The sequence below is a fragment of the Cognataquiflexum rubidum genome, from assembly GCF_022538115.1.
Taxonomy (GTDB): domain Bacteria; phylum Bacteroidota; class Bacteroidia; order Cytophagales; family Cyclobacteriaceae; genus Cognataquiflexum; species Cognataquiflexum rubidum.
Window position 1 is genome coordinate 383,738 of the sequence record NZ_JAKZAL010000001.1, and the last position, 13,284, is coordinate 397,021.

At 42.8% G+C, this 13,284-nt stretch carries 9 protein-coding genes; 5 read left to right on the forward strand and 4 right to left on the reverse strand.

What is annotated here, in order from left to right:
* Positions 1-62: 62 nt before the first annotated feature.
* The gene (locus MMU05_RS01685; protein WP_241139925.1) at positions 63-530 is read left to right on the forward strand and encodes a hypothetical protein; all 468 of its coding nucleotides are present in this window, start codon (positions 63-65) and stop codon (positions 528-530) included.
* Positions 531-569: 39 nt separating this feature from the next.
* On the opposite strand, the gene MMU05_RS01690 is transcribed toward MMU05_RS01685, so the two are convergent.
* The 3 genes from MMU05_RS01690 to MMU05_RS01700 all read right to left on the reverse strand — a co-directional run bounded on the left by MMU05_RS01690 (position 570) and on the right by MMU05_RS01700 (position 5,729).
* Positions 570-1,220, reverse strand: coding sequence for a sterol desaturase family protein (locus MMU05_RS01690; RefSeq protein ID WP_241139926.1), 651 nt, complete (start codon positions 1,218-1,220; stop codon positions 570-572).
* A gap of 134 nt (positions 1,221-1,354) precedes the next feature.
* Entirely contained in the window at positions 1,355-2,512 is a 1,158-nt protein-coding gene (gene bshA, locus MMU05_RS01695; RefSeq protein WP_241139927.1) for an N-acetyl-alpha-D-glucosaminyl L-malate synthase BshA, read from the reverse strand.
* A gap of 202 nt (positions 2,513-2,714) precedes the next feature.
* Entirely contained in the window at positions 2,715-5,729 is a 3,015-nt protein-coding gene (locus tag MMU05_RS01700; RefSeq protein WP_241139928.1) for a glycoside hydrolase family 3 N-terminal domain-containing protein, read from the reverse strand.
* Between the two features lie 164 nt (positions 5,730-5,893).
* Between MMU05_RS01700 and MMU05_RS01705 the strand changes: the two genes are divergently transcribed.
* From MMU05_RS01705 to MMU05_RS01720, 4 genes are read left to right on the forward strand one after another with little or no spacing between them, the layout of a single operon-like run.
* Positions 5,894-6,307 carry a hypothetical protein gene (locus tag MMU05_RS01705; RefSeq protein WP_241139929.1) on the forward strand — a complete coding sequence of 138 codons (414 nt, stop codon included), beginning with the start codon at positions 5,894-5,896 and terminating at the stop codon, positions 6,305-6,307.
* Complete coding sequence (mutL, locus tag MMU05_RS01710; RefSeq protein ID WP_241139930.1) at positions 6,304-8,175, forward strand: DNA mismatch repair endonuclease MutL; 1,872 nt, start codon at positions 6,304-6,306, stop codon at positions 8,173-8,175. The genes MMU05_RS01705 and mutL overlap by 4 nt, the downstream gene beginning before the upstream one ends.
* Before the next feature lie 3 nt (positions 8,176-8,178).
* Positions 8,179-8,970, forward strand: coding sequence for a rhomboid family intramembrane serine protease (locus tag MMU05_RS01715; protein WP_241139931.1), 792 nt, complete (start codon positions 8,179-8,181; stop codon positions 8,968-8,970).
* Between the two features lie 8 nt (positions 8,971-8,978).
* Positions 8,979-9,911 (forward strand): rhomboid family intramembrane serine protease, encoded by a 933-nt coding sequence (locus MMU05_RS01720; RefSeq protein ID WP_241139932.1) that lies wholly within the window; start codon positions 8,979-8,981, stop codon positions 9,909-9,911.
* A 556-nt stretch (positions 9,912-10,467) separates the two neighbouring features.
* On the opposite strand, the gene MMU05_RS01725 is transcribed toward MMU05_RS01720, so the two are convergent.
* On the reverse strand, positions 10,468-13,167 hold the full coding sequence (locus MMU05_RS01725) for a TonB-dependent receptor plug domain-containing protein (RefSeq protein WP_241139933.1): 2,700 nt from the start codon (positions 13,165-13,167) through the stop codon (positions 10,468-10,470).
* Positions 13,168-13,284: the final 117 nt, after the last annotated feature.

Sequence of the window (13,284 nt, forward strand, 5' to 3'; positions counted from 1 at the left end):
CTGTGGTAAATTTTCAAATATTTGGTAATTTGAGTGGCAGACAAAGATAACGCTATTCCAAAATGGAAATCAGACCAAGGCTTCTTTTTAAAATTTCTATTTTCCGACCGAATGTACTGGCACTTGGAATGTTGTCTGTTTTCATCTTTGCTTCCTGCAACTTCAATAAAAACAAAAATCCGATGCTCGGAAATTGGTATGGCTATGAGGAAGATTCTACCTATTACGAGTTGTATGTCAATGATTCTCTGATTGTGCTCCACCACCTAAATATTGGCCCTGTGGGATATGACTATACGATTGACGGCAATCTTCTGGTAGTGAGTAATGAAGCCGCGATGGAAAGAATCTGGAGGGTGTCAGAGGACGATGGCGAAACCTTCACGCTTACTGACAGCCTTGAATCTATCCGATACAGCAGATTGGAACTGCCAAAGGATTTTTTTCTAAGCATAAAAGATTCTATTTCTTACCGTGAATTCAAAAAAGAGTTTATGAACCGTTATTCCAGGAAAAACAAAGCCAAATAAAAATCCCTCTTTCGGAATTAATGAAAGAGGGATGTCATTTTATTTTTCTTTTTTAGGCATGGTCCCGAGGATATAATCCCAAAGCGGTGAACTAACGCCGAAAGCCACATCGGGATCTTTGTAGTGGTGGACGGCGTGGTTTACCCAAAGAACTTTTAGAAAATTCTTTGGTGGCTGGAAAGCATGCACGACATAATGCACTCCCAAGTAAGAAGAATAGCCAACTAAAAACCCGGGCAAGAAATAAAGGGTAAAATCACCCATGATTAAATTGAAAACAGCATAGAAAATTAAGACGTAAGCAGCGCTCACAAATGGAGGCATAGCTAGTCTGTCCTTGTCTTTGGGATAGTCATGGTGGACCCCGTGGACACTGTACTGAAGTTTATCCTTGACAGGAGTATCCGGCTCCATGTGGAAAAAATGCTTGTGCATCATATATTCCACAAATGTAAAAGCGAAAATTCCCGACAGCAAAACCAAAATCCCAACTCCCACTTCGATATTGGTCGTGGTTACCGCAAAATAGAGGCAGACCGACGAAACCAAAAAGAACAAGGTAATCGGAACCAAGATGTGGGTCCTTGAAAGTTTTTCCAGAAGCGGGTTTTCAAACATGTGGGCAGAACCCGTATTATCGGGTCTGTCCAACCTTCCGATTTTTTTCAATGTACTCGTACTAGTTGGCATAGTTTACTTATTTGAGATTCTGCATAATATCAATAAAACTAATAAAAAAGGTAAATAGTTATACAAATCATCTTTTTTGATTCACAAATTTACATTTAAAACACAAATTTATTGATTTCAACAATAAAAATTCCCTAATGATTTAAATCATATTTTAGGCTCAATGATTTTGTTTCCTCCAAAGTCTGAACATACACCTGCTCATAAAGTGGCAATATTTTGGTTACATCAAATTCTTTGGCCCGGGCAAGTGCCCTTTCTTTGAATCCCGGGAGGTTTTTGTCGTCAAGGATTTCAAGGGCTTTTTCGGTCATGGTTTTTACATCTCCGATTTTACAGGTAAATCCGGTGACTCCGTCGATGTTCAATTCAGGAATACCTCCTGCATCAGAACTTAGAACCGGGACTTCACATGCCATCGCTTCCAAAGCCGCCAATCCAAAACTTTCCTTTTCGGAAGGCATGACAAATAAATCTGCCACAGAAAGTACTTCCTCTACCGCCTCCATTTTGCCAAGGAACCTGATATCATCACAGGTTCCCAATTCTCTGCAGAGCCTTTCCATCTTATCCCTTTCAGGGCCGTCTCCCACAAGCAACAATTTTGCTGGGATTTTTTTTCTCAATTCAAAGAAGACGTGGATCACATCTTCTACCCTTTTGACTTTCCTGAAGTTGGAAGTATGTACCAGGAGTTTCTCACCTTGTGGACAGATAGCCAGTTTGAAATGTTCCTTTTTTTGTCTTTTGAACCGTTCCAAATCGATGAAATTGGGTATCACGACAATGTTCTTCCTAATGGCAAAATGCTCGTAAGTAGCTTTTCTCAAATCTTCGGAAACTGCCGTAACCGCATCAGATTCATTGATACTGAAGGTGACAACAGGCTCATAACTTGGGTCTTTGCCCACCAATGTGATATCGGTTCCGTGAAGTGTGGTGACTACGGGAATATAAATCCCCTGTTCTTTGAGAATCTGCTTGGCCATATATGCCGCCGATGCATGCGGAATCGCATAATGGACATGAAGGAGGTCAAGCTTTTCAAAACTCACCACATTCACCATCTTACTTGCAAGTGCAAGTTCATAAGGTGCATGTTCGAACAATGGATAGCTTTTGATATCCACCTCATGGTAGAAGAGGTTCTGATTGAAAAAGTCAAGCCTCGTCGGCTGTCGGTAAGTGATGAAGTGGACTTGGTGGCCTTCTTTGGCTAGGGCTTTTCCTAACTCCGTGGCTACCACTCCACTGCCTCCAAAAGTAGGATAACAAACGATTCCTATTTTCATGTTTGCTGAGATGAATGTTTATAACAAAAATTTAAACACGGTTTTTATATAAAAATGTTCAATTCTTCTGATTTAAAATTTTTATAGAAAGGCACGCTGTACTCTTTCTGAAGGCTTTTGAACGCTACGGCATCCAACTTTTTCTTCTTGAAATAAGTAACTTCCTCATTCCAAGGTTTTAAGGAAAAGAGATACTCCCTAGTTATTGTTCCTTGACCATAACCAAATTTTCTCTTTTGCTTTGGATTTCCATGGCTTTGTAAATCACATCATGGATTTCCTGACGGACCCCGTCTTTGAGCAGGAGGTTGTTTTCTGCATATGGATGGACCCTGTTGGAGAGGAAAACATAAATCAGGTCATTTTCAGGATCAGCCCATACACAGGTACCTGTAAATCCGGTATGCCCAAAAGTACTCTTTGGAGCCATATTCCCTGCGCTGCCTCCTTTTCCTTTCTCGGGCTCGGGCTTATCCCAACCCCAGCCGCGTCTGCTTTGTGTGGATTGTCTTTTGGTGAATTCCGTAACAGTTTCCTCATTTATGAATTCTACATCAGCATATTTGCCGCCGTTGAGCATCATTTGCATCAGGACAGCAAGGTCATTGGCTTTGCCAAAGAGTCCTGCATGTCCTGCCACTCCCCCATACATGGCAGCGCCGGGATCGTGCACATACCCTTGGATCTGCCGCTTTCTGAAAGCCACATCCTCTTCTGTCGGCGCCACAAAATCAATCGGGTATTTATTGACCGGATTGAAGGTCATCGAATAAAGCCCCAAGGGGTTATAGAGATTTTGCTCCAAAAACTCATCTAAAGGCTGGTTTGTCAATTCCTCCACCAAGGCCTGCATCAGGTACATGGTCAGGTCAGAGTATACATAACTGTATTTCTTTCTATTGGCTTCAGGTTTTCTCAGCTCAGATTTTACTGTCCATGTCCATATACTGTCACGGAGAGAATTCATCGCAAACATCTCATTGGATACCGGAAGGGTATAACCTTGTTCGGCCGCAGCGCGGTAATATTCCGGTTTCCACTGTCCTGCTTCCACTGTTTTGTTATAATGGGGTATAAATGCCACCAAGCCGGCCTCATGGGCCAAGATGTCTTTCAAAATCAGATGCTCTTTATTGGTATTTCGCAATCCGGGAATGTACCGCCCTATAGGCTTGTCCATGTCTATCATTCCCCTGCTTTCGAGGAACATCACTGCCTGTGTCGTCGCCAAAATTTTGGTAATGGAGGCAAGGTCGTATACAGTCTCAGTACTGACAGGCCTGGTTTTTTTATAATCATAATAACCGTAGGCTTTTTCAAATACCACCTGACCGTTTTTTGCGACCAAAACCACGCCGCCGGGTATTGCCTGCTTTGCAATACTCTTGGCCATGATCGTGTCAATCTTGGCCAATCTCTTGCTGTCTAGTCCTTGACTTTCAGGAATACTGTAGGAAAGTCTTCCCAATCCTTCCATGTAGCCACCCGTTCCCTGTCTTAACGTCAGGTTAGCTGAAACCGGGAGCAGACCATGGGCATTTCTGGCCCCAAAAATTATCTCCGGTGCCATTTTTTGGGTAACGGCATTATTCTCAAAGGCCACAATATTGTGGGGCATCTCCGGCAAGGACTTGATCGAATAGGCACTTCCAAAGACAACAAGAATAACATTTTTATCCCGGCTTAATTTTTTGATAAAATCAAAATCACTCATGCTCACCCCAAAATTCCTCTTTGGGGTATTGGTGATTCCCATCATGCCGACAATGACGGTTTGGTAAGGCTGAAGCTTCTCTGCAAGACCATTCAGGCTATCTTCGACCGCCCCATTCTCAATCCGGAAATGGTCAAACCTTGCATATTTATCTAATTTCTTCTGAAACTCGGTTCCGTTGCCACCAATGGTGAGGGAAGCAAAATTTTGCATGTCCAAATGGCGAAGCGGCAGCAGGTTGTCTTTGTTGGAAGTAACCGTAATGGATCTTTCATAGAGTTTTTCTACCAATAAAGCTGCCTCGGGTCTATTGATTTTTTCCGCAAGTTTATAGGTATCTATAGAGTGGTTTTGGTCCAATCCTGCCCAAAATTTAGCTTTGAGGATTCGTCTGATTTTTTCATCCACTTCCTCTTGGCTGATCTTACCTTCATCGATGGCCTGTAGGATAAGTGCTTTGGCTTTTGGGACATTTTGAGAATACAACAACACATCATTCCCCGCCAAAAGCGCATATAAATCCACTTCTCCAGGTTTCATGTATTTGGATACACCTTTCATATTCAGGGCATCGGTAAAAACCAGTCCATTGAAATTCATCTGCTTCTTCAGCAAATCCGTGACTACATACTTGGAAAGTGTGGTGGCTTTGTTGGATTCGCTGTCCATGCTCGGCACATGCAAGTGGGCGACCATGACACTCATCAGGTCATTTTCGATCAATTCTCGATAGGGATAAAGATCAATGTCCTTGATCCTCGTCTCGGAATGCTTGATGACAGGCAGGGTATAGTGGGAATCTGTCTCGGTATCCCCATGTCCCGGAAAATGTTTGGCATTGGCCATGACTCCATTATCCTGTAAACCTTTCATGTAGGCCAATGATTTTCTGGTGACCAAATGCTTCTCTTCCCCAAAAGCCCTGTATCCGATCACCGGATTGTTTGGATTGGAATTGACATCTACGACCGGGGCAAAATTGATGTGCATTCCCAAAGATTTGAATTGAAAGGCTATTTCTTTGCCCATTTCATAGATCAGGTCCTCATCGGGAAGGGCGCCCAAGGTCATGGCCTTGGGAAATCCGAGGATGGAATCCAACCGCATGTTGACGCCCCATTCTGCATCCATCGCAATGAACAGAGGCATTTTGGAAATGGATTGGTAATAATTGGTCAAATTGGCCTGTCTGACCGGTCCGCCTTGAAAAAATATAAGTCCACCAATGTTTTGCTCAGTGATCAGTTTGGCAATTTCTTCGACATGCTTTTCATCCTTATTGGAATAAGCGGCCACCATAAACAGCTGCCCCAAACGCTCTTCAAAACTATTATTCTCAAAAACACTGTCCACCCACTCCATCTGCCTGCCGAGATTCTCGGTACTCAGTGGATCCTTTTCATCTAATTTTGAATCAAGGTTGGATTTTTCCCATCCCATCAACACGTCGGACTGAAATATCACGACCAACCCCAACAGGATACCCCAAACTTTTATACGCATGCTCTTGTTTAATTTTTATTGCTTAAATTTTAAAATAACTTTGTATGAATATACATCAATTTGTACAAACATATACGAAAAAAAGAAGCCCAAAGTATCAATTTGTGATGATTGGAACTGATGTTTTATAATTGAATGATTACCAAATTGAATTTAACCGTCCTATGAAATTACCCTCTTTATTCAGAACAGCCCAACCCATGCGGTTTGATATCAAGCCTCGGTTCTATGATCCTGTCAAGGAGGAAATCGAACAAAGGACTGCAAGGATCAAAAAAGAATTACAGGCTGAAGGAAAATTGCCTTATGAAGAAGGATATGACCCTGAAAATGATTCTTTTCGGGGTGGTTCTGCCATCAGAGGAGCATTTACCCAAGGAAGTCCTATCAAAGGAAAAACCACTACCCCGTTTTCAAACACAGGATTTCTCCGCCTATTGATTTTTTTAATATTGATTGTACTCGTTTTTGGGTACGTTTATTATGGTCCTGATGCGGTGTATTACCTGTTGTATTTTGCTTTTGCTGTTTTGCTTGTCTATTTGGTATTCAAGCTTAAGGGAAGGCTTAAGCAATGAGTGACATTATCCATTTACTCCCTGATGCGATAGCCAATCAGATTGCAGCGGGCGAAGTAGTGCAGCGTCCGGCATCGGCCTTGAAGGAATTGCTTGAAAATGCAGTCGATGCCAAAGCGACACAAATTCAGGTTATCGTCAAGGACGCCGGAAAAACCCTCATTCAGGTCATTGACAACGGAAAAGGCATGTCTATGACGGATGCGAGAATGAGTTTTGAGCGGCATGCAACTTCCAAAATCAGAAATACAGAAGATTTGTTTTCGATCCGCACATTCGGTTTCCGCGGAGAAGCATTAGCCTCTATCGGCGCCGTAGCCCAAGTGGAGATGAAAACCCGTCAAATCGGAGCTGAATTGGGGACCATAATTGTGATGGAAGGTTCGGAGGTTAAAAAGCAGGAACCTGCTTCCTGTCCCGAAGGAACTTCAATATCCGTCAAAAACCTGTTTTTCAATGTTCCTGCCCGAAGGAATTTCCTGAAATCCAATCCTGTGGAAATGCGCCACATGGTGGAAGAGTTTCAAAGAGTTGCCCTCTCTTATCCTGAAATAGGATTTACTTTTATCCAAAACGACCTTGAACTTTTCAGACTTTTGCCTGGGAAACTCAGCCATAGGATATTGGGGATTTTCGGAAAATCCTATCAGGGACAGTTGGTGGCCTGTCTGGAAGAAACCCCGCACCTGAATGTCCGTGGATATATCGGCAAACCGGAATCTGCCAAAAAAACCCGCGGTGAGCAGTATTTTTTTGTCAACAACAGGTATATCAAAAACAACTACCTCAACCACGCTGTCAGTAATGCCTATGAAGGATTGATGTCCGGCGACATGCAGCCGTTTTACGTGCTGTTTTTGGAGATTGACCCAAGTCATATTGACATCAATGTCCATCCAACCAAAACCGAGATAAAGTTTGACGATGAAAGGACGGTTTATGCGGTGGTAAGGTCAGCAGTCAAGCAATCCCTTGGCGCCCACAATGTGGTGCCGGCACTCGACTTCAGCTTCGATGTGAATTTTACCGAAAACTGGAAATCCAACAGGGAACAAACCGAAGCTGTCCATACAGAGAACACCCTCCAACCTGACAACCAAGGGACGGAAAATAAATACAAAACATTCCAAAGTCCCGCCTATCAGAAGCAATCTGTCTCTGGCTGGGAAAGGCTTTTTGAGGGTGGGGGAAATGCCACAGAGATTTCCCGAGGAAAGGAAATAAGAAATATGGGCGAAGAGGAAATCCTCACTATATCCTCCAAAGCCAACGAAGATGTCCTCCATTTTCCTGAGGGGAATGCTACCGGTGCGACATTTCAAGTTGAAAACAATTATATTGTAGCTCAAATGTCTACCGGCCTGATGTTCATAGACCAACAGTCGGCGCATGAGCGGATCTTATATGAAAGGTACCGCAAGCAACTCCAACAGGCTGCCGGGGCTTCGCAGCAATGTCTGTTCCCTCCCCATATCCAATTGAGCCAGGCGGACTTTGCTTTGGTGATGGACATCAAAGAGGAACTGTTGAGTCTTGGTTTTGTGATTGTAGAATTCGGAAAAGACACAGTTTTGATCCAGGGAGTGCCTGCTGATATTCAGGTCAACAATGAGAAAGCCTTATTCGAAGGATTGCTGGAGCAGTTCAAGCACTTCAAGTCTGAGCTTTCATTGGACAAAAGAGAAAATCTGGCGAGGTCACTTGCCCGGAGATCCGCCATCAAGCGGGGCAGCAAACTGGATATGTCCGAAATGGAAATAATCGTTGGTCAGCTATTTGCGTGTCAAAATCCAAATTATGGCCTTTCGGGGAACAAAACTTTTGTCAAAATTGATTTACAACAAATTCATGGCTTCTTTACCAGATAGTATATGTTTAGAAATATTACCCCTGTAGTAAAAAATATCCTGATCATTACCGTTGCCGTATTTGTCGTGACGACGTTTTTGATGCCACAACTGAAGGGGATGCTTGCTTTGTATTATGTCAATAGCAACCGCTTCATCCCTACCCAATTTTTGACATACATGTTTATGCATGCTGATGGATGGCACCTTTTCAGCAATATGTTTGGGTTGTTTATCTTCGGTCCTTTATTAGAGGAATTTCTCGGTCCCAAAAAGATTCTGACCTTGTGGATTGTCTGCGGCGTAGGCTCAGGATTGTTGTATTCAGGCTATACAGCCTACCAAATGAATAAGTTGGATAACAAGATCAGCGCTTTTTATGAAGAACCAAGTCCGGATCAGTTCAATCAGTTTGTAATTCAAAACAGACATTTGTTCAAAGCAAACGTTTTTGATTTTGTAGATTCCTATAGCCGCAATCCCGCAGATCCGGCTCATATCCAAAGAGCAAAAGAAAACCTGACAGCAGTCCGAGATCTTCAGGCCAATGTTCCGATGGTAGGTGCCTCCGGTGCCCTTTTTGGGGTATTAATCGCATTTGCCATGTTATTTCCAAACACCCAGCTCTTTTTGTTGTTTCCCCCTATGCCGGTCAAAGCCAAGTATTTGGTGCTGTTTTACGGCCTTTACACCATTTACAACGTTGTTAACAACAACCCACTGGACAATGTGGCGCACTTTGCCCACCTCAGCGGTTTGATAGTAGGGGCTGGATTGGTGTATTATTGGAAAAAAAGTAGAAAAGACTTTTATTAAAACTAATTATGTACGACGGATTCTGGTATAACCTCAAAAACGCTTTCAAACTCCAAAACAACAGCTTGTATAAGATCCTGGCGATCAACATACTGGTATTCTTTGTGTTGGTTTTTGTCCGGGTAATCTTTACCTTCTCAGGAGCAGGAAGTATTTATGAGGGTTTTAGGTCCTACCTGATGATGCCGGCGGATTTGCCACAATTGATCATCCAGCCGTGGTCCGTTTTGACATACATGTTCTTTCACGAAGGGATTTTCCATATCCTTTTCAATATGCTGTTTTTGTATTGGTTTGGTCTCCTGCTCAACGAATATTTAGGAAGTAAAAGATTGGCCAATATCTATATTTTGGGCGGTTTGGCAGGGGGTATTTTCTACCTCGTGATGTACAATATCTCCCCCTATTTTGCGGATTCTCTGGCTACAGCCCGGATGTTGGGAGCAAGTGCAGGTGTGTATGCAGTGGTGGTTGCAGCTGCTACTTTATCACCAAATACCACTTTCTTCCTCTTGCTTCTAGGTCCAGTCAAAATCAAATACATCGCCATTTTTTATGTACTGATTGCATTTGTCAATTCGACGGGAAACAATGCAGGCGGGGAATTGGCGCATTTGGGAGGTGCAGCTTTGGGTTTCCTATATGTCACTCAACTCCAAAAAGGCAGAGACTTAGGATCATGGATTCAGGCAATCGGAAATTTCTTCACCAAGATATTCACTAGAAAGTCTCCCGTGAAAGTCTCCTACCGTAAAACAAAAACCTATTCTTCCGTAGGAGATTTCTCCCAAACCAAATCCAGTAAATCATCTCCTGCTGCCAAAACAGAGGTCGTTACCCAAGATGAGATTGATATGATTTTGGACAAAATCGCCGCAAAAGGCTATGACGGTCTGAGCAAAGAAGAGAAAAGAAAGCTTTTTGAATTCAGTAAGAAATAAGTTTTTTCAGTAAACAGTTTTTCAGTGGGCAGTTTTACAGTGATCAGTTTTACAGTGATCAGTTTTCAGTGATCAGTATATAGTCTTGGCCTATCAAGTAAAAAATTAGGAAAGGATTATTTAAGCCTTCTTTCTTTACGGTAAAAAAAATACCTCACACAGAAACTCAGAGGAAAAGGAGAAAAAGAGGAGAAGGGAAAATTCAGATTGAGGATGTTTGTGGAGACACAAACATTGGCGGTGTCGACCGACCACGTAGTGGTCAAATATTGGTAGCCCCGAGTAAGGAACGCAACTCGGGGTTAGAAACCAGAACAGCGATTCCGGTTTTTGGCCAAGGAAATGCAAATAGGGAATTCGGGTTTCCGCCAAAAACAGGGACGTTCAAAATCCTTTGCGCTCCATTGCGAAACCTTCTTTGCGGTTCTGCCCCATTGCGAGCTTAATTCTCCTTACGACTCAATCTCCAAAAAAGAGCCCCTATTTCTAGAGGCTTTTGCTTTGATTCAATATTTCCTTTGCGGTTCTGCGTCTTTGCGAGAAATAAAAAACTTACCTACGACCCAATCTCCATTTCCAGATAGGATAACCTTCCAACCTGGTCCATGCCTTGGATGACGACTTTGTACCTTTGGACAATGTCAGAGTTGAAAAACTCAATATTGGCAGTATTTCCCTGCAACTTTATCTTGGGATTCCAATAGAGTGTGGATCGAAAATCAGGTTTTGCTATGGTCTCTGTATCGTATTTTGGCATATAAAATTCCTTAGGAGTCGAATACCCAGGAAACCTGATGTTGAAAATCCCTTCTCCTGTATCGACGATTCCGTTGCCCCGCTTGGTGTAAACCGCTATCACGCCTCCGGCACCTGCAGAACCAAACATGGCCAAGCTAGCCCCGTCTTTGAAAACATCAATTGCCGCCATGTCTCTTGGCGAAATCGCACTCAGAAACTGCGCATCTACGGGAACATTATCCAACAAAAATATAGGTGAAAGGGCATTCAATGACCCGGCACCCCTGATCGTGATAGTCGGTGAACCCATTGGATTTGGTTTGACCTGCACGCCCGGGAATCTTCCCTGCAGCAATTGCCATATATCAAAATACCCTTCAAAACCTCCGATTTCAGCAGGAACAAGGGTCATATCTCCTTTTCCATATACACGGGTAACTTCCTCATTTGCGACCTCATATTTTTGGGATTGAACCACAAATTCGTCAATCTCCACCAGGTCCATCTCATCAAACGCCGCAGAAGCCTGTCTTCTTTTTTCTGCATTTACCAAGTAATCCCGCAATACAGGATTGACTTCAAAGCCCTTGGCCAAAGGCTTGAAACCTGTCCATTTTTCGTATTTGGCTATCGGTGCATCCAAATCCAACTCCACAAATTCCTTCATTTTTTTGTCATTGATGGAAATGGTCAAAAGCGTGGTGTCAGAAAAAATCATGTCATCAATGATGAATTTTCCTGTTTCATTGTACTGGATTGCGAGAAAATCTTCCTCTTTTCCTTTGCTGAATACATTGATCATCCCGCCGGTTACCCCTTTTTTGTTGTTGGACTTTGGTTTGATAGTTCCGGTGATATTGATGCCCTGCTCGATGAAATTCGGGTTTTCGAACTTCCCTGCCATCACAGATTCCCAATTAAATCTCCTCCATCCATGGGTCAGCATGATCAGGTCAAGGCCCTCCACGTCTTTTTGATCTCCAAAAAAATGCTTGGCTGAAAGGATATTGCCCCGGAGTTCGGATTCCATTTTGAGGTAAGAAATAATATTGGATGAAAAATTATTTGAAAACTCATCTGCATCAGTGATGGATACAGAATAGGAACCCTTCTCAAATCCTTCCCCATCGAGGGTCAGTTGCCACGAGTTTTTTCCTCTTGGTTTTAATTCAACTTTCGATGCATCAAGATTGATCTTTCTTTCCGGTGTAGGAATATAAACCAAACGCTCTGCCAAAGCAGTGCCACTAGGCTCGAAAATTGTCACCTGATTGATGCCCGGAGCAAGATTGGCCTTGTTGATACGGGCACCTGTAACACCGTTGGAAAGGTTGATCACCTGCATGTGGCCGATTCTGCCGCGTGCATGGACCACGAGCAAACCTTCCGCAGTAGGAGAAATCGTTTTGAAATCATTGGCCTGTACCAACACGTTCAATAGGCCTTCCTTCGAATTGTCAACCGCCAGATTGATCCCCTGAACCTTTACCGCAGGAAGCTTTCTCTCAAAAACAGCCTCATTTGCGGTAATCTTGGAGACATAATTTTGACCCTCTTTGGGAGTAAAACTGAAAGCTCCCAAGCCCCACTCATTGGTAGAAAAATTGATTTCTTCTTCACCGTTATTGATTTTTCCTGTTAGCTGTACCGGAGAACCATCAGGATAAACAGCCCTGACAGCCACTTTATTGTTGAATCCGGAAATCAGGTCTCCACCTTCCGGCAAGAACTGAATGTCTATACTCCCCGAAGGAAAAGGTAAAATGAATTTTCTGGCGATGCCGTATTCCTCATTTTCATTCCATGTCAAAACCAATTCGGTAACATTTTCCAAGGCTGAAAGCGGTAATGTAATTTCAATAGAACTTGCTCCATTGGCATCCAACAAGACCGAACCTTCTTTGATTGTTTTCCCTGCGCCTACAATTGCGTAGGTAAGTTTTTCTCCTTTCAGAGGTGCTAAGTTGCGGTCAACAGCATTGATTTTTGCCTGATATTGGATGTCGTTTCCGGTTTCCTTTTTTTCAAAAACAACTGTTGGCTGAAAGCGTAAGTTGTAAGGCTCAAAAATTTCAATATTTGTATTGAATACTGATTCAGCACCAAAACCTTTGGACCAATGTGAATAGGCCTTGATGTGGTAAATACCCTCTTTGGTAAAGTTGTCAAGTTTAAAATCCCCGCTTCCCTGACCATCTTCGATTTTGACAGTCCTTTGTTGGAGGAGATTCCCTTCATTATCCAACAAATCCACATAGACCGTCTTGCTCAAAGGCGATGGCAGGTCCGGACTTCCGGCAGTGACATAGGCCGAAAACCACACATTATCACCGGCGGCATAGATGTTTTTGTCCAAGTGAACAAAAACTTTTTCTTCCGGAAAATCATTGACATAACTCTCTGTCATGCTAATGATTTTCTCGGAAAGTTCCTTGATGCTTGATTGGTTTTGGAAAGAAGAAAGGAAATATAAAAAAGGGAGGATCAAAAAGGGAAGGATGTACTTAACTCGACTCATTATTATTTGGGGTTTTGGGGTAAAAAAAACAAATGTCATTACCCATTACGTGGGGATGATGACAAAGTTTATTTTAAAATGAAATTTAGTTTCAATGTTAGGAAAATATTTTCCTTC